The sequence below is a fragment of the Novimethylophilus kurashikiensis genome, assembly GCF_003112435.1.
In the GTDB taxonomy this organism is placed as follows: Bacteria; Pseudomonadota; Gammaproteobacteria; order Burkholderiales; family Methylophilaceae; genus Novimethylophilus; species Novimethylophilus kurashikiensis.
The window spans coordinates 435173-452725 of the sequence record NZ_BDOQ01000003.1 but is presented as its reverse complement, the minus strand read 5'-3'; the positions used below and the strand labels follow the sequence as shown (position 1 = coordinate 452725).

At 54.7% G+C, this 17553-nt stretch carries 17 protein-coding genes and 1 pseudogene; 9 read left to right on the top strand and 9 right to left on the bottom strand.

Features of this window, described 5'->3' with window-relative positions:
* Positions 1 to 2 precede the first annotated feature (2 nt).
* Together NMK_RS05695 and NMK_RS05690 are read right to left on the bottom strand one after the other, a co-directional pair.
* Positions 3 to 1022: a MalM family protein gene (locus NMK_RS05695; RefSeq protein WP_109014784.1), complete on the bottom strand. Its 1020-nt coding sequence runs from the start codon at positions 1020 to 1022 to the stop codon at positions 3 to 5.
* An 84-nt stretch (positions 1023 to 1106) separates the two neighbouring features.
* A complete protein-coding gene (locus tag NMK_RS05690) occupies positions 1107 to 2558 on the bottom strand; it encodes a protein adenylyltransferase SelO (protein WP_109014783.1) in 1452 nt (483 codons plus the stop codon).
* Between the two features lie 147 nt (positions 2559 to 2705).
* Here NMK_RS05690 and NMK_RS05685 point away from each other — a divergent pair, with 147 nt between their 5' ends.
* The 4 genes from NMK_RS05685 (at position 2706) to NMK_RS05675 (ending at position 4715) form a co-directional block, all read left to right on the top strand.
* Positions 2706 to 3053, top strand: coding sequence for an HNH endonuclease (locus NMK_RS05685; protein WP_109014782.1), 348 nt, complete (start codon positions 2706 to 2708; stop codon positions 3051 to 3053).
* 3 nt (positions 3054 to 3056) lie between these two features.
* Positions 3057 to 3833, top strand: coding sequence for a PD-(D/E)XK nuclease-like domain-containing protein (locus NMK_RS05680; RefSeq protein ID WP_109014781.1), 777 nt, complete (start codon positions 3057 to 3059; stop codon positions 3831 to 3833).
* Positions 3834 to 3930: 97 nt separating this feature from the next.
* The gene (locus tag NMK_RS18420; RefSeq protein WP_181376178.1) at positions 3931 to 4104 is read left to right on the top strand and encodes a hypothetical protein; all 174 of its coding nucleotides are present in this window, start codon (positions 3931 to 3933) and stop codon (positions 4102 to 4104) included.
* A 131-nt stretch (positions 4105 to 4235) separates the two neighbouring features.
* A complete protein-coding gene (locus NMK_RS05675) occupies positions 4236 to 4715 on the top strand; it encodes a septal ring lytic transglycosylase RlpA family protein (RefSeq protein ID WP_109014780.1) in 480 nt (159 codons plus the stop codon).
* Positions 4716 to 4835: 120 nt separating this feature from the next.
* Here NMK_RS05675 and NMK_RS05670 read toward each other — a convergent pair whose 3' ends face one another.
* Positions 4836 to 5450 carry a TetR/AcrR family transcriptional regulator gene (locus NMK_RS05670; protein WP_109014779.1) on the bottom strand — a complete coding sequence of 205 codons (615 nt, stop codon included), beginning with the start codon at positions 5448 to 5450 and terminating at the stop codon, positions 4836 to 4838.
* A gap of 126 nt (positions 5451 to 5576) precedes the next feature.
* Between NMK_RS05670 and NMK_RS05665 the strand changes: the two genes are divergently transcribed.
* Together NMK_RS05665 and NMK_RS05660 are read left to right on the top strand one after the other, a co-directional pair.
* On the top strand, positions 5577 to 6320 hold the full coding sequence (locus NMK_RS05665; RefSeq protein ID WP_109014778.1) for an SDR family oxidoreductase: 744 nt from the start codon (positions 5577 to 5579) through the stop codon (positions 6318 to 6320).
* A gap of 381 nt (positions 6321 to 6701) precedes the next feature.
* A complete protein-coding gene (locus tag NMK_RS05660) occupies positions 6702 to 9269 on the top strand; it encodes a sensor domain-containing protein (RefSeq protein ID WP_109014777.1) in 2568 nt (855 codons plus the stop codon).
* Positions 9270 to 9528: 259 nt separating this feature from the next.
* Here NMK_RS05660 and NMK_RS05655 read toward each other — a convergent pair whose 3' ends face one another.
* From NMK_RS05655 to NMK_RS05645, 3 genes are all read right to left on the bottom strand, one after another.
* Positions 9529 to 9810: a hypothetical protein gene (locus NMK_RS05655; protein ID WP_109014776.1), complete on the bottom strand. Its 282-nt coding sequence runs from the start codon at positions 9808 to 9810 to the stop codon at positions 9529 to 9531.
* A gap of 107 nt (positions 9811 to 9917) precedes the next feature.
* A complete protein-coding gene (locus NMK_RS05650; protein WP_109014775.1) occupies positions 9918 to 10367 on the bottom strand; it encodes a nucleoside deaminase in 450 nt (149 codons plus the stop codon).
* A gap of 60 nt (positions 10368 to 10427) precedes the next feature.
* On the bottom strand, positions 10428 to 11000 hold the full coding sequence (locus NMK_RS05645) for a nucleoside deaminase (RefSeq protein ID WP_109014774.1): 573 nt from the start codon (positions 10998 to 11000) through the stop codon (positions 10428 to 10430).
* Between the two features lie 311 nt (positions 11001 to 11311).
* Between NMK_RS05645 and NMK_RS05640 the strand changes: the two genes are divergently transcribed.
* Both NMK_RS05640 and NMK_RS05635 read left to right on the top strand, forming a co-directional pair.
* Positions 11312 to 12784: a RimK family ATP-grasp domain-containing protein gene (locus tag NMK_RS05640; protein ID WP_109014773.1), complete on the top strand. Its 1473-nt coding sequence runs from the start codon at positions 11312 to 11314 to the stop codon at positions 12782 to 12784.
* Positions 12785 to 12803: 19 nt separating this feature from the next.
* Entirely contained in the window at positions 12804 to 14294 is a 1491-nt protein-coding gene (locus NMK_RS05635) for a leucyl aminopeptidase (protein WP_109014772.1), read from the top strand.
* A 60-nt stretch (positions 14295 to 14354) separates the two neighbouring features.
* Here the strand turns inward: NMK_RS05635 and ypfJ are convergent, their stop codons facing one another.
* The 3 genes and pseudogenes from ypfJ to NMK_RS05620 all read right to left on the bottom strand — a co-directional run bounded on the left by ypfJ (position 14355) and on the right by NMK_RS05620 (position 16375).
* A complete protein-coding gene (ypfJ, locus tag NMK_RS05630; RefSeq protein ID WP_109014771.1) occupies positions 14355 to 15209 on the bottom strand; it encodes a KPN_02809 family neutral zinc metallopeptidase in 855 nt (284 codons plus the stop codon).
* 269 nt (positions 15210 to 15478) lie between these two features.
* Positions 15479 to 15613: pseudogene (locus NMK_RS19025) on the bottom strand (DUF1330 domain-containing protein); the annotation flags it as partial.
* Between the two features lie 45 nt (positions 15614 to 15658).
* Positions 15659 to 16375: a TSCPD domain-containing protein gene (locus NMK_RS05620; protein WP_109014770.1), complete on the bottom strand. Its 717-nt coding sequence runs from the start codon at positions 16373 to 16375 to the stop codon at positions 15659 to 15661.
* Positions 16376 to 16578: 203 nt separating this feature from the next.
* On the opposite strand from NMK_RS05620, the gene ku reads away from it, so the two are divergent.
* Positions 16579 to 17532, top strand: a complete 954-nt coding sequence (gene ku, locus NMK_RS05615; RefSeq protein ID WP_109014769.1) for a non-homologous end joining protein Ku — start codon at positions 16579 to 16581, stop codon at positions 17530 to 17532.
* Positions 17533 to 17553: the final 21 nt, after the last annotated feature.

Sequence of the window (17553 nt, the reverse complement as noted above, 5' to 3'; positions counted from 1 at the left end):
CGCTACCATTTCCAGACACCCACTCTGGTGGCACCACGAATCTCGATTTTGCGGCCTACCACCGTATGCGTTGAAACGTCTTCCAGCCACACCGCCGAATAATTTTCCCCCAGCGTGCCGCGGACTTCGTAGACCTTGTTTTTCTCCAACGCGGCTTCGATTTCGCCTTTGACCTCATACACCGGATTGGTCGCCATCTGGAACGGCAGCGCGTATTCGGTCTTGCCGACGATGAGGTATTTGGCGCGTTGAGTCGGCACTTCGCGGTCGATGGCATAGGGCAGCATGGTTTGTCCGCGGAAAATATTGCGGCGATGCGTCACGCTGCGGCTGTCCTCGACCGGTTGGCCGTCGATTTGGGTCAGATAGAAAAAGTCGCCGCGGTCGTTCCATGGCATTTGAATCGAATCGCGGATGACCGCCGTGGAAAAGTCGAAATTGGCCGGATAAGGCTGGGAAAGGGTCAAGGCCAATTTTCCCGAAGGTGCGGCAGGAATTTCCCACGCCTGGCCGTTTTCTGAATACGCCTCCAGCCGCGGCATGTTGCGCTGCGAGGTATGGATGACGACAGAACGCACCGCTGCCGGAACGATGACGTTGCCCTCGAAAAAGTCGTCGTTCAACGTGCCGGTGTGAAGTTGAAAGCGGTAGCGCTTGGCTTCGCCGATCACCTGTTTTGACGCGTTCAAGAACACAAATTGGGGGTACATCACAGTCGCGGCCCCCATGTAGGGCGCGGAGAACAGGCTTTTGAAATTCAGCTTGCGCGGCGTATCGGCGGGCGGAAGTTCGAACGCTGCGTAATAGCTTTTCTCGCCGTCGAAATAGAAGACCGGCGAGGTCTTGTCTAACACCACCCGGGTTTCTTTGGCGTCGGACGCAAACCCGGTCGCCTGCATGCGATCGAATGAGGGTGTGGGCACGGTGGCGGAAGTCGCCAGTTCGTTTTGCATTTGCTGGATGGACGCGCAGCCGGAGAACAGCAGGGCGGCGAGCAGCGGGAAAATCCGCAGAGTGGTCATGACGAGCCTTTGTTGTGAATTCTTATGGCGCGGATTCTAGACCACTTTGTGTGTACGCCGCCAATGCGGCCAGGTTTTAGTACGTCATGTGCCGCAGAAGGTCTGATACGAGTAAATGGAGGGAGGGGCCGGCTGGCGGTAGCTCTCGTCATTTGGCGCGTCAAAAGGCGTGGCGAGGACGGCAAGCAGATTGTGGAACGGGGCGAAATCGTTGTCGCGCACGGCGGCTTCGAGCGCGGCCTCGACCAAGTGGTTGCGAGGAATCACCGCCGGACTTGCGCTGTGCATTGCGGCGATGCGCTTTGGCAGCGGTGCCGGTTGTGCGTTGAAGCGCTGTTGCCAGCGGCTGAGCCATTCCCGAATTTCAGCTTCGTCACCGGGCAGTGTTTGTGTCTCGGCCAGTTGACGGAAAGTATTGGTGTAATCGAACTGGTGACGCTGCATAAGCGCGAGCAGGTCGTCGGCCAGCGCTTTGTCGTGGGCGGCTTCGTCCAGCAGGCCCAACTTGGCGCGCATACCGGCGAGCCAGAGGCGGTCGTATTTGTCGATAAACGCAATAATCGCCGCTTCGGCCAGGGAGACTGCTTGGTCGATATCGTCGTGAATCAAGGGCAGCAGGGTCTCAGCAAACCGCGTGAGATTCCATTGCGCGATGGGCGGTTGGTTGCCGTAGGCGTAGCGTCCCTGGCTATCGATGCTGCTGAATACGGTGTTGCGGTCGAAAGCGTCCATAAAGGCGCAGGGGCCGTAATCAATCGTCTCGCCGCTGATGGCCATGTTGTCCGTGTTCATCACACCATGGATAAAGCCCGCGTGCATCCACTTCGTCACCAATGCTGCCTGGCGGTCGATGACGGCTTCGAGCAGGGCGAGGTAAGGGTTCTCAGTATTCTGAAGTTCGGGATAGTGGCGGGCGATGGTGTAGTCGGCCAGCGTTTTGACGGTCTCCTGACCGCGCATGGCTGCATATTGAAACGTCCCGACGCGGATGTGGCTCGCTGCAACGCGGGTCAGTACTGCGCCCGGTAAGACTTCATCCCGATACACCGGCTCGCCCGTCAGCACCACTGCCAAACTCCGCGTGGTAGGAATGCCCAGGCCGTGCATGGCCTCGCTGATAAGATATTCCCGCAGCATCGGCCCCAGTGCGGCCTTGCCGTCGCCCCGTCGCGAAAACGGCGTTTGGCCGGAGCCTTTCAACTGAATATCGAAACGCCTTCCATCAGGCGTGACTTGCTCCCCCAGCAACAATGCCCGTCCATCGCCCAGCATGGTGAAATTGCCGAACTGATGCCCTGCATAAGCTTGGGCCAATGGCTCGGCGCCTTCAGGATTAGCGTTACCGGAAAATATTGGCGTGCCTGCGTCATCGGCAAGTTGCTCCGCGTCCAATCCCAACTGATTCGCCAGTTCGCGGTTGAACACCGCCATGTGCGGCGCGGCTACCTGTGAAGCGTTCTGTTTGAAATAGAATGTGGGCGGAAGCTGGGCGTAGGTGTTGTCGAAATTCCAGCGTAAATCTTGGGATGGTTTCATCGGAGGCTAGACGGTCGTGTGTATTGGGAACAAGTGGATCGACACGGATGGCTTGCCGATTTCACGGTCAGATAGTTTGTCACATAAATGCCCGCGCAGTTTCCTAGAACTGCGTTAAATTCCGGCATCGGGGTTTCACTCTTTTCTATGACAGGTCATATCCGCCGCAAATTGCTCGCTGCCCAGCAAGGTCTGCCAACACTGGCTACGCTGCCCGTCTGCCCCATTTGCGGCCGTTCGATTCCTAAAGCGCAACAGGATGCGCATCACTTTGTGCCAAAGTCCAAAGGCGGCAAGGCGACGGAAATGCTTCATCGAATTTGTCATCGGCAGATTCATGCGTTGTTTACCGAGACGGAGTTGGCCCGGCGCTACAACACTGTCGAGGCACTGCTGGCGCATCCTGAGATGGCGCGCTTTGTGGAATGGGTTAGAACCAAGCCGAATGATTTTTACGAGCGTACCCATAAAAGCCAACGGGTGCGGGAACGATAGGCCATGAATAGCGCTGCCTCTAACTCAATCATCTCCGACCTTTGCGATATTTCTATCGAAGAATACCTCGGGCGACGTGACTATATTTCGAGCAACGGCTTGAAGCGGGTGCTGGATTCCAAGCTGCACTTGCAGCGCTACCTGCTGCGGCAGAACGATTCCACGCCCCAGCTGGATTTCGGTACGGCTGTGCATTGTTCGTTGCTGGAGCCGGAGCGTTTCCGGCGTGAATACTTTGCCCTGCCCGTGGCCCACGCCGACCTGCTGCACGAACATGATCGCCTGTTGATCGAGGAAGAACGCGGGCATGCCGTCCACTTTATTACCGATTTTCAGATGGAAGCGATACAGGGGATTTGCGCCCAGGTGGAGCGCCTTCCTAATATCGTCCAACTGCTGCGTGATGGGCTGGCCGAGCGTAGCCTGTTTTGGCGTGATGCCGAGACCGGCATTCGCTGCAAGATCAGGCCTGATCTATTGGTCTTGCCCCACCTTATCCTGGAACTCAAGACGACGTTCGATGCGTCCCTGCCGGTGTTCCAACACACCTTGCAGATGCAGCGCTATCACCTGAGCGCCGCTATGTATCTGGAAGGCGTTCGGCAGTTAACAGGACAAACGCTTCACTACGTCTACCTTGTTGCCTCTCGTCATGCGCCTTACGAGGTGCAATCCTTCGTCCCCGACGCTGCACTACTGGAGGATGGGCAGCGGCTGTTCCGCGGGGCGCTGAACCGCTTGCTGGCGGAAGAGGAACTGCGCGCTAATTTTCGGGACTAGGGCTGCGGATAATTTTTCGATGGAACTCCGGGCGTCAAAAGACGGTCAGTATTAATACAAGCTCTCGCTTGCTTTCCAAACAGTTGGGACCCAACCAATGATTTGGATCATCTTAACGGTTGTCGTTGTTTTTCTGATTGCGTCTGCCATGCCGTTGATCCGGCAAAATGCTTATGACCGAAAGCAACGCCTGACTATGACAGATCATCATTTCGAGAATATCGAGGCTTCGCAACATCACGGGGATGACGAGGACGGTCAGCGTCCATAGTGCATAGCCCCACCTTTCCGTTCATTTTTTAGAACATATCCGAGACGGAAAGGATTCGTTTTTTCAATCGATTTTAGTCAACCGCCTGGCTCGTAGTCATTGCGACGCCAATTTTTTGGGAGATTGACGCCATGTTGAACACCGAAGGATTCAAACCGTTTTCTGTTCCTTTCGCAGCGCTCGTCACTGCGGCGAGTCTTGCTCTCATCAGTCCACCGACGTTATCGGCCGAGCAAGGGGCTTCACTCCATAAGCACGCGAAGCCGGCACCCAAGCACAAAACACATCGCCGCGTGCATAAACAAGTCGGGGAGGCTTCCATCTACGCCCACAAGTTCGCCTACAAAACCATGGCCAACGGCAAGAAGATGGACCCTAACGACGACAACGCCGCCAGCAAAACTCTGCCGCTCGGCACCAAGGCCAAAGTCACCAATCTGGAAACCGGCCAAAGCACCTTGGTCACCATCGAAGACCGTGGGCCTTATGTGAAAGGTCGTATCGTAGACTTGCCGCCTGCCAAGGCGGAGGAAATCGGGCTTACCCGCGAGGAAGGGGTGGCGAAGGTGGAAGTCGTGCCAATAGAGGTGCCATCGTCAGACGGAACCTAAGGGAATTATCCATGTGCCTGTCGATTTGACGCAGGCAGGCAGCATATGGGTAATTGCATGCAGTCTAGGGGGGGCTGATCGTTGAGGGGCTCTTGCAGTCGATGCCTTACGGCTCACCCCTCACTTTTTTCGTTGCATCTGCTCGATAAATAGACGGGCCACCCCGAGCAGCTCTTCTTCTGTCGCGCCGCTGGCCGCCTGGATGGCCATGCCTTGATGCACGGTAACGACCAGCTTTGCCAATGCCGCAACGTCGGTTTTCTTGGATAAGTCGCCCTCTTTCCTGGCGGCTTTAAATCGTTGGTAAAAAGACTGTTCGAGACCGGCGCGCATGTTACTCAGCGCATCCTTGATATGCTTTGACTCGTGACTGCCGACGATAGAACTCAAGGTAATCATGCAGCCGCGAGGTTGGGCGGGATCGGTCAAGGCGCGTGCAGCAGTAATCAAGAACTTCTCAATCACCTTGGCGGCATTCGGCTCCTTCAACGAATCGGCCACGAAACTGGCCGGGCCTTCCACATATCGCGCAACGGCTTTATGAAATAGCTCCTCCTTGCTACCGAACGCCGCATAGATGCTGGCCTTGTTCATCCCAAGCGCTTCGGCAAGCGTACTCATTGAGGTGCCCTCATACCCATGGGTCCAAAAGGTAACCATGGCTTTTTGCAGAGCCGCTTCTGCGTCGAAGGCTGGGGGACGTCCGCGTCTTTTTGGGGTGGTTTCCAGTTGCATGAGTAGTTCGTTCCGTCAATTCATTCGATTATTTTACCATTCGGTTATAAATTTGTTGACAACATTTTTCCAAGTCGATAGCATTTATTAACCGATCGGTTATTAAATATTCAACAGGAGAACGAAATGACGCATCAACAGGACAAAGTGGCATTCATCACAGGCGCTAACCGTGGCATTGGATTGGAAACGGCGGCCCATTTAGGGGAGCTCGGTATTACGGTGGTGCTCGGCGTACGCGACGTTACCAAAGGCAAGGCAGCCGCCAACGAACTCGCGGAAAAAGGAATCAAGGCGGAAGCGATTGAATACGATGCGTCCAAGCCGCAAGCCGCGGATCGCGTCGCTGACTACCTGGCTCAGACATACGGCAAGCTGGATATCCTGGTGAACAATGCCGGTGTATTGAAGGAAGAGTTGCTGGGCAACAATACCAGCGCATCCGTCTCCCAGGATGCATTGCGGGAAACTTTCGAGACCAACTTCTTTGCAGTGATTGAACTGACGCAAAAGCTACTGCCGTTGATCAAGAAATCCCCGGCCGGACGCATCGTCAATTTATCCAGCATCCTCGCATCGCAAACGCTGCACAGCATGGAAAACTCCCCTATCGGGCCCGCCAAGGGTCTTGCCTACAACGCCTCAAAAACGGCGTTGAATGTCTTCACTATTCATTTGGCGGATGAACTACGCGGCACCCATATCAAAGTTAATTCAGCGCATCCCGGTTGGGTTAAGACCGAATTGGGTGGACCCAATGCTCCGATGGAAATCGCCGACAGCTGGAAGACCAGCGTACGCCTGGCGACATTGGACGAGAGCGGCCCGACCGGAGGATTCTTCCACGAAGGTGAGCCGCTGCCCTGGTAATAGCAAAGAGAGCGCTCACGAATAAACGAAAAGCCCGCGCATGCGGGCTTTTCGTTTTTGATGAAGGCCAATGGTGTGTCGTATGCAGTGTATCGCTGGCCAAGAGCTATCGGCATTCAGATGAAAAGTGCCAATTCATAAACCTGGGGTATTCTTCAATTAAAGCCGAATACCATTAGAAAACTGAAGGTTAAAGATGCTTTGTGAACATGAATTTGCCAAACATCTTTATACTTCGGGTACGTTTACTCATTATTCTGCGACGTACTGCGAGACCAACAATAATTTTTAGCCGATTACACGGCTAAGTGATTCAGCGTCCAGTAAACAAATTCCCAACTGCTAGATTTGCATCTCAAATTGGCTATGAGGAGATAGTCTGTGCGCAATAAAAACAGTATTCCCGAAGCGATGAGGATGTTTGGATTTTGTGGCCCCATCCTCATCGCTTGCCTCATCTTGTTCGCTAGCAATTGGCAAACGGGGATCAAACGGAATGTCATCGACCTTGTCATTGTCGTTACAGTGTCTTTGGGTTTCTACTATCTAGGCAAGACAGGCAATCGCCGCAGCTCATTACTGGCCGTTAACAAGGTATTCAAGGCATTTCCATTGCCTCTCATGATTATCGAAAAGAAAAAGATCAGGGGGGTTAATGCGAGCTTTGAATCTTATTTCGGATTTAAGCGTCGGGATCTTGTGTATCTGGAGCAATTTTTTATCCAGACATTCAATAACGAAAAATATCGAGAAGAGGTAAAAGGCTTATGGACTCGAAGCCTGTGGAAGGCTTTAAACACATCATCCCCCATTCAACCGCTAGAAGTAGAAATGATGTGTGCCAACGGAGAGGTCAAGAAGATGCTGTTGGCAACGACTCATTTGGATGCAAGCGAACAAGAAGCGTATCTGATCGCATTTCATGATGTGACGACCCAGGCAAGGATGGTCGAGGCGCTGAATGAGTCGCACGCCGTGCTCAAAGCGATCATCGAAACCATCCCCATGCGCGTCTTCTGGAAAGCCACCGATCTGACCTATCTGGGTTGCAACACGGTATTTGCCAAGGATGCAGGACGTAGTGCCCCTTCAGAAATGGTCGGGGGTAATGATTTCGAGATGCTATGGAGGGAAGAGGCCGAATCCTACAGAAAAGATGATCTCGAGGTCATTCAGTCGCAGCGACCAAAGCTCGGTTATGAGGAATTGCAAACGAATGCGGATGGCACCAAAAAATGGCTGAAGACCTACAAACTTCCCTTGGTGACTGAAAACGGCAGCATGTTGGGCGTGTTGGGTTTGTATGAAGATATCACCGAGTCCAAAAGGATTGACGATGAGCTTTGGTTGACCAAGGCATCGCTCGAATTATGCGGTATGCCCTTCTTTAGGCTGAGCAGCGCAGGAGAAGTGATATATGTGAATGATGCCGCTTGCGATAGTTTGGGATATACGCGCCAGGAATTAATAGGGAAACACCCATGGGATTACGACCCGGACTTCAAAAGCGAAGCGTGGCCAGAATTGTGGAATCGCTTGCAGAAGCACGAAATTGTGCATTTGGAAACGCGTCATCGCCGCAAGGATGGAAATATCTTTGACGTAGAAGTCACGGGTAACTACATTTCCTATAAAGATGAAGAATTCTCCTTCGTTTTTGTACAGGACATTTCAGCAAGAAAGGCGGCTGAAGAAGCGCTGCGTAAAAAAGAGAGTTATCTAAGGGCATTGGTCGATAACTTTCCTTTCATGGTCTGGCTGAAAGATAAGGAAAGCCGGTTCCTCACGGTGAATAAAGTCCATGCAAACTCCTATGACTATCAGTTGCCCGAAGACTTGGTCGGCAAGACAGATTTCGATTTAAGCCCATACGATTTAGCGCAGCATTACCGGGATGATGACTTGAAGATCATGGCTTCTCGTAAACGGGAAATCATTGAGGAACAGCATGAGGGCAAGCATGGACGGCATTGGATTGAAACCTTCAAGGCCCCGGTGATCGATGGCAGCGGTGAATTGTTAGGTACCGTGGGTTTTGCGAGGGATATTACCGAGAGGAAAGCGGTTGAAGCCGAATTGGCGATTTCAGCAAGCGTCTTTGAAGCTCAGGAAGGCATGGTTGTTACGGATTGCGACAGCGTGATTCTGAAGATTAACGAGACTTTCACCCGTGTCACTGGCTACAGCCCGGAAGAGGCAGTCGGTCAGAAGATGAGTATGTTGAGCTCAGGGGTACATGACAAGAATTTCTACGAAAAAATGTGGAATAGCATTGTTAATAATGGAAGTTGGCAAGGAGAAATCTGGAATCGTAAGAAGAGCGGTGAAATTTATCCCGAATGGCTGACCGTAACGGCGATCAAGGGAAAGGATGGAATGGTCTCCCATTATGTTGGGACAATGTTGGACATCACAATGCGTAAGGCCATGGAGGATCAGGTTCAATACCTGGCCCACCATGACGCATTGACGGATTTGCCTAACAGAACGCTCTTCAACGATCGCCTCCATTTAGCATTGGCGCAGGCAAAAAGAGAAAACTATTTGATGTGCTTGATGTTCCTTGATCTCGATCGATTCAAGCCCGTTAACGATAATCTGGGGCATGAGGTTGGGGATCAGCTGCTCAAATTGGTTGCGCGGCGAATAGCAGAATGCATCAAGAGAGAGTCCGATACTGTGGCTCGACTGGGAGGAGATGAATTTGTGATTCTTCTTCCAAGAATAGAAAAACAGGGAGATGCATTAATGGTTGCCTCCGCGATCCACCATGCGCTTGAGAACGAATTTGTCATCGATACCCACTCGATATTTATTTCATCAAGTATCGGGATTGCCATTTACCCATCTGACGGCACGGACGAGATAGATTTGATGAAGAATGCGGATAGTGCCATGTACGCGGCAAAAAAAGCGGGTAAAGGCTGCTATCGGCTCTATGGTCAATAAGAATCAACACGCGGGAGTTGATTTGCGGGCTGAACCCGCAGCGGGTTTGTTTGCTAGCGGACAAGAAAGGCTATATCAATGCGGAGTCCGATGACCCTTCAGCAGCCACGCCGTCATATCCCTGCCGACTTAATGGCCTGGAAACAAAGTACCCCTGTAAAGCCGTGCAATTGTTTTCCTTGAGAAATTAGCCTGCTCGTTCGTTCCTACCCCCTCCGCAGCCGAGCTTGATACCGGATTCAAGCTCGGCTTGTGAGGATTACAAAGACATCACATCATCGAATCGGGATGATTTGTGTTCGATGACTAAACCTGTACGCTTGAGCCTAGCCGCCAGTTTGATGACATCGGCGACTTTGACATCGTTTTCTTTTGCCACTGAGTCGATCTGCTTCAGCAGTTCTGCAACGCCGATACTGGCTTTAGTCAGCTTCTTTGCCTTTGAGGACTGCAATTTCTTTTTCTCGGTTTGAAGCGACTTGAGCTTCGCCTGCGTATCTGCAATCCGATCTTCAATCGTACGTTTGACGCGAGTGACCATAGACCTCTCCTTGGGATTGATGGAATGAATTATTCAAGCAAGCGCATCTGCGCCAGATAAACGTTTGAAGCCTAGACGCCGAAAGCGAATTTCTCATACCGTCCTGTTCAGCAGGTAGCCGTCTCGCCGATGTCCTCGGCCCATAGCGTTGGGTTGCGACTGACGAATTGGCGCATGAGTTCGATGCAGGTCAGGTCCTGCACGATTTCGATATCGACGCCGTGGGAGGCGAGCCATTGTTCCTCCCCTGTGAACGAGCGGTTTTCTCCGATGATCACCCGTGGAATGCCATAAAGCAGGATGGCGCCGCTACACATGGCGCAAGGAGAGAGCGTGGTATACAGGGTGCATTCGCGATAAAAGGCGGCGGAGCGGCGTCCTGCGTTTTCGAGTGCGTCCATTTCGGCGTGCAGGATGACACTGCTCAACTGAACGCGGCGATTGTGGCCTCGCCCGACGATGGCCCCGGCATGCACGAGAACCGAGCCGATGGGAATGCCCCCTTCCGACAGGCCTTGCTCGGCCTCCTCAAACGCTGCGTGCAGGAATGGATCCATCGTTTTTCTTTACTCCCAGTTAAAAATGAATCGTAGGGCAGCGGGGACTTGGTCCGAACTTCAGCCGTTATAGATCACACCGTGATCGGCGCTGTAGCAATCGAGCACGGCCTTGGCCTCTTCTCGCAGCACCCCGCGCACAATTTTCACGCCCCGCGCTTCAAGATAGGCGAGCGATGCGTCGAACACCGGCCCCTCCTCAAAACCCAGGTGCAACGCATCCTCCCGCATGGCTGCGCTGACCAGCCGGGTTACCCCGCTCCATAGAGTGGCCCCCAGGCACATCGCGCAAGGCTCGCAGGAGGTGAACAACTCATAGCCCAATCCCGTTGCACTTCGCAGCGTATAACTGCCCATCCGAGCCTGCGCTGACATGATCGCTACAATCTCGGCATGCAGCACACTGTTGTTGTGCCGAACCACGCTATTGGTGCCTACTGAAAACAGCGCACCGGTATCTCGCGAAAAGATGGCCGCTCCGAAAGGGCCGCCGGTGTTGTGCGAGACGTTTTCCTGCGAAAGCGCGATTGCCAGATGCATCTTCTCGCTGTCCGTCGCATAGCGGCGATTCCATGGCACGAATGACTCGACCCAGTCCGGGGTATTGATCGTGATGCCCGCAGAAGGAGTCATTTGATAACCAATAGTTACGCCAAGTGAGTAGCCATGCGCTGATATATCCGTCGACAAAGAGATATTCCGTTCGAAATGAGGAAATTGAAATAAGGGAAGCTACTTAGCCCAAGATGCCAAGTGAGCCATGGAGACTTAACGATCAGTAAAGCGTGCGATTTCAGAACAACTGGCAAGGGTCGTTTATATGCCCCATCAAACAGATCGATTCATTGGATCGTGGCATTAATTGAAGAGAATGAAATGGCATCGGCCCCGCGCCATGCCAAATCAGGTTTCACTGCTTTCCCCTAAAGCCGGGAGCTGGTTGGATGAAAACAATCGTCATTACTGAACAGAGCTACAAATGGTTAGAGATTCCGGATGCCACCGTCGTCACGGCGCGTCACTATCTGGCCGACCCGGAACATGGCAATGAAGGCAACGCACGGGTGCTGAACCTGTGCCGTACGGGCCGCTATCAGGGAAGGGGATATTACGTCTCGCTGCTTGCCGAGGCGCGCGGGCAACGTCCCGTCCCCGATGTAAAAACCATCGAAGACCTGCGGTCCGAAGCTCATCTACAGGCGCTTGCGGACGAGCTTCAATCGCTGATACAAGAGACGCTGGTTCACGACGAGAGCGATCGTTTCCAGCTTGATATCTACCTCGGCAAGCATGTCAGTCATCAAGCCCTCGCCGAACATATCTTCGCAAGGGTGCGTGCACCGCTGCTGCGAGTGCTGTTTGTTCGCACAGAGGGAAGCTGGCGCCTCGACGGCCTGCACGTCATCAGCTTGTCGGATATTCCGCAGCAAGACCGCGCCTTCCTGATCGAAGCTGTTAAGTCGTTCATCGCCGAAAATCCGGCCCCCAAGCGGCAGAGCGGCAAAAGGGATCGTCCCCGGATCGCGATCCTCCACGACCCCAACGAACCCAATAAGCCCTCTAACGACGAAGCCTTGCAGCGCTTGGTAAAAGCTGCGCCGCTCGTCGGCTTGGAGGCAGAGCTCATCGGCCCCGAAGCGCTGGAGCGCCTGCCCGAGTTCGACGCCCTGTTCAACCGCGCCAGCCCCGAGGGCGTCATCTATGAGTTCATCCGCCAGGCGGAATCGCTTGGCATGCCGGTGGTGGACGATCCCGAGTCCGTCCTCAAGTGCGGCAACAAGGTGTTCATGCAGGAGCTGCTGAATCGGCATCGCATCGCTACGCCGCGCACGCTGATCGCGCACCGCGGCAACGTGGACGAAATCGTTCCCACACTGGGGCTGCCGTGCGTGCTCAAGCTGCCGGACAGCGGCTTCGGGCTCGACGTGGTGAAGATCGAATCCGAAGACAATCTACGCAAGGAAGCGGAGCGCTTCTTTACCAAATCGGAGCTTATCATCGCGCAGGAATGGCTGCCGAGCGATTTCGACTGGCGCGTCGGCGTTTACGACCGGCGTCCGCTGTTCGTCGCCAAGTACTACATGGCACCCGGCCACTGGAAAATCATCAGGATGGCCGAGGGCGATCAAGAGATGGTCGAGGGCAAGACCGAAGCGATGACCATAGGCGAGGCGCCCGAGCAGGTGATCAACACCGCTGTGCGCGCTGCCAATCTCATCGGTCGCGGCCTCTACGGCGCCGATCTCAAGCAGGTTGGCGACCGCGTCTATCTCATCGAGGTCAACATCAACCCGAACATCGACGCGGGCAACGAAGACCAGGTGCTGGGCGAGGCGATGTACCGCGAAATCCTTGGGGTATTCGCACGGCGCATCGCGGAGACGGCAGGAGGCGCTGCGCAACGCCCGGAAACATGACCGCCCATGGGATTTGATCATGGAATTTGTCGTCAACCGCGAGAGCCTCGAGCAGCAGCACACAGGCTGCATCGTGGTCGGCGTGTACGAAGGCGGCAAACTTTCGCCCTCGGCAATGGCGCTGGATGTCGCATCGGGTCGCGCACTTACTGAAGCGCTGAACCGCGGCGACCTCGAAGACGAGCTCGGCGCAACGCTACTTCTCCCCAAGATTCCCAACACGGCCGCCGAGCGCGTGCTGCTCGTCGGCTTGGGCCTCGAGCATGAAGTCGTCGAGAGCAGCTATCTCACGGCCCTCTCTGCGGCGACGAAAATGCTGAGCACGACAGGCGCTGCCGAAGCTATCGTTTGCCTCAACGAACTTGCCGTGAATAACCGCGACAGCGCATGGAAGATCGAGCAGGCAGTGCTAGCGGTGATGGATGGCATGTATCGCTTCGATAGCCTTAAGAGCGAACCGCCGAAACAGAAACGCGCATTCAAGAAAGTCGCTTTCCACCTCACAGATAGTGCGGAGGTGTCTACGACAGAGACTGCAATCGGTCGGGCGATGGCCATCGCCGAGGGCATCACGCTCGCCAAGGATCTCGGCAATCTCCCCGGCAACATTTGCACCCCAACGTATCTGGCAAGCCAAGCGCTAGAGCTTGGCACTCAGCACGGCTTCGAAGTAACGATCCTCGACCAGGAAGACATCGCGAAGCTCGGCATGAACGCATTCCTCGCGGTAGCGCGCGGCAGCCGCCAACCGCCTAAGCTCATCGTCATGGAGTACCACGGAGGCGGCTCCGAGGCGCAGCCGGTCGTCCTCGTCGGCAAGGGCGTCACGTTCGACGCAGGCGGCCTCGACCTCAAGTCGCCCTCATACATGGAGGAGATGAAGTTCGACATGTGCGGCGCCGCGAGCGTGTTCGGCGCCCTACACGCGGCGGCCCTCATGAAACTGCCGCTCAATGTGGTCGGCATCGTCCCGGCCGCAGAAAACATGCCAGACGGCAACGCGATCAAACCGGGCGACGTCGTCACCACGATGTCCGGCCAAACCGTGGAAATCCTCGACACCGACTCCGAAGGCCGCCTCCTGCTGGCGGATGCCCTCACCTACGCCGAAAAGTACAAACCCGCGGTAGTCGTCGACGTCGCGACACTCACAGGCGCCATCGTCAGCGCCCTCGGCGAAATCGCCTGCGGCGTGTTCTCCACCAATGATGAGCTTGTACGCGAAGTGCTCAAGGCCGGCGACCGGGCTTGGGACCGCGCCTGGCACATGCCGCTATGGCACGAGTATCAGGACACGTTCAAATCGAACATCGCAGATTTCGCCAACGTCGGCCCAACCGGCGACTGCGCGATTACCGCAGCGTGCTTCCTATCGCGGTTCACCAAGCGCTATCCGTGGGTGCATCTTGATATTGCAGGAACGGCGTCGAAGAGCGGCGAGGACAAGGGTGCGACGGGGAGGCCGGTGGCGCTTCTTGCACATTTTCTGGCAAGCTGTGCACTTACCTAAGTGCAACTACGGGTGTGATGGACCACATCCCAAGTTCTGACGTGCTGTGACCGGTGCCTTTCACGCCCCTTTGCGGAAGGTATTGCATTGACTCATGTCACCACTTTGGAATCCCTTGTTGAACCACTGCATCCGCTGCTCTGATGTTCCGTGGGTGAAGCTTTCCGGCACCACATAGCCCTGCGTCTGTTTTTGAAGCGTGTCGTCTCCAATGGCTGAGGCGGCGCGCAGTGCTTGTTCGGCTTCGCCGGGCTCTAATTGGTGTTTGAGAACATCAGCCTGCCTTCCCCAGACCCCGGCCAAACAATCGGCCTGCAACTCCAACCTTACGGATAAGGCGTTGCCTTGGGCCTTACTGGAGCGTTCTTGTGCGGCGTGGACTTTGTCGGAAATACCGAGCAGATTTTGTACATGATGGCCCACTTCATGAGCGATCACATAAGCTTCGGCAAACTCGCCGCCACCGCCAAAACGGGTTTCCAGTTCATGGAAAAAATCCAGGTCGATATACACGTGGTGATCATTGGAACAGTAAAAAGGCCCCATGGCAGCTTGACCTTGGCCACAGGCCGTTTGCGTTGCGCCGGAAAACAACGTCAAGATCGGTTTTTGGTATGTGCGACCCAGTTTCTGAAATTCCTCAGTCCATATATCTTCGGTGGAACCCAGCACTCGCGCGACAAAACTGCTGGTTGGATCATTGGCTGGCGGCGGGCGGTTAGGTTGTTCCACTGTGTTGTTGTTGCCACCCACCAGGCCCATTAGGGTGCTTGGACTAATGCCTGTGAAATAGCTGATGGCGAGTACGGCCAGCATGCCGACGATACCCAATCGCCCACCCGAGAAAATGCCCCCTCCGCCCGACCCGCGGCGGTCGTCAATCTGATCGCTTTCCCGTTGATCGTCCAGTCTCATTTAACGATCCTCGCCTCGACTGTGCCTTGCATCAGTTCGATAGACTACATAATTCATCTGAGATGAGTCAGAGGAAAGATCATAAATATATTCTCCCGTCAGACAACGTCTGCTTCTGGCCGAAAGTACTCATAGGCTGCCTGCCTAATTGCATGCTTGGCTGAGGCATATCAATCAAAACAATTCGAAGCTTTGTATTTTTCGGCCACTTGGGAACAAGAAAGCCAGCTTTCGCTGGCTTGTATTTTGTCTAGCGAGGATGCTCCTGATTAACGAGGGAGATAGGGGATTGATCCGGCAAGGTCCGTATCGTCGATCAACAACAATGTGCTTTTGCTGCCCGCCTGTCTCGCCTGACCAAAAGGCGCGTATTCCGGATCGTTGGCGAATGCCTTGGCCGCTTCCTTGTTGGGGAACTAAAAAAAAGGGGCCGCAGCCCCTTTTCTAACTTAACCGCACTTACTCTCCCCGCAATTCAAGCAAGTCAAACAGCCATCCATAATAATCGCGGCCTTGGTTTGGCACTTGTTGCATAGCTGCGCGCCAGCAGGGAAGGCGCTGCTTTCTTCGCCTTCGGCAGCAGACTCCTGGTTCTGGCGTTCGAGGTATTCGGCGCGTTTTTCGTCGATGAGTTTCTTTTGATGCTCGTCGGGGCCGGGTTTTTTGAGCATGCCGATTTCTTGCAGGTGCTGTTCGACGACTTCGCCGATCTCGGCCACCAGGCTGGGGATGTATTTGCCGCCGCGCTTGAAGTAGCCGCCGCGCGGGTCGAACACGCTGTGGAGCTCTTCAACCAGGAAGGTGATGTCGCCGCCCTTGCGGAACACGGCGGACATGACGCGGGTGAGCGCGACGATCCACTGGAAGTGTTCCATGTTCTTGGAGTTGATGAAGATTTCAAAGGGGCGGCGGTGCTCCTGCGGCGTGCCTTCGTTCATGATGATGTCGTTGATGGTGATGTAGAGCGCGTGCTCGGTCACCGGGGTCTTGATCTTGTAGGTGTTACCCACAAGCTTTTCGGGGCGGGAAAGCGGTTCACCCATCATGAAAATCTCCGCGCTTTTGGCAGGTTCCGGCGTTGCGACGACTGGGGTTTCGGCCTTGGCTTTGTCTTCCTCAGTCATGACATTGTAGCCGGTGATCTTCTTTTCAATCTTGATGGTCATGGTGCTTCTCCTTGAGCTTGGCCGATTAATCAGTCGTTATCTTAAACCACATTATATTGGAATGCTAGCCATCAATAACACAGTATCTTGGGGTTTTTGAATTCCGCAAATACATCCGCTTGTGCTTGAGGCGTAGAAACCTTTGTCGGCGCCGCCGGGTCTATCAGAAGAATTACGAGCGATTCCGGGAGGTGATTCACATCATGCCGAGAGCATTGTGGAAAGGCGCGATCAGCTTCGGGCTGGTGCATATTCCGGTGGAGTTGTATCCGGCGGAGAGCCGTCACGGCTTGGACCTGGACATGTTGGACAAGCGCGATTTTTCGCCCGTGGGCTACAAGCGCTACAACAAGGAGACCGGCAAGGATATCGAGTGGAACGATATCGTCAAAGGCTACGAGTACGAAAAAGGCCAGTACGTGGTGCTTTCTGAAGAGGAGCTGAAGCGCGCCAACGTGGAGGCGACGCAGACCATCGATATCCAGGCCTTCGTGGATGCGGAAGATATCCCCATCATCTATTACGAGCAGCCGTATTACCTTTCTCCCAGCCGCGGCGGCGACAAAGTGTACGTGCTGCTGCGCGAAACCTTGAAACGCGCCAACAAGGTGGGCATCGCCAAGGTCGTGATTCGCACCAAGCAGCATATCGCCGCGCTACTGCCCATGGACCGCGCCATCGTGCTCAACCTGCTGCGCTACCCGGACGAGATTCGGTCGATGAGCGAACTCAACCTGCCGGATGCCAAATCCAAGACGGCGGCCGTTTCCGACAAGGAAATCAAGATGGCGCTTTCGCTGCTGGAGGACATGACCGAGTTCTGGCAGCCCGAGCACTATCGCGATACTTATTACGACGACGTCATGGCGTTGGTGGATAAGAAAATCCGCGCCAACCAGACCAAGACTGTCATGGAAGCCGAGCCGGGCGAAGCGCCGCGCCAAAGTGCCAAGGTGGTGGATCTGATGGACCTGCTCAAGAAGAGTATCGGGCAGAAAGGCAAGAAACCGGCACGCACGATAAAAGAAGAATCTTCGGACGAAGAACGCACTCCCGCCAAGGTAACGAAAACCGCCGCTCGCAAGCCCGCAGCTAAACCGAGCGCGCGGCCGGGGGCCAAGACTTCGACGCGAACCGGACGCAGCGCCGCCCGCTAAAACCGCTGGAAAGGAATGCCG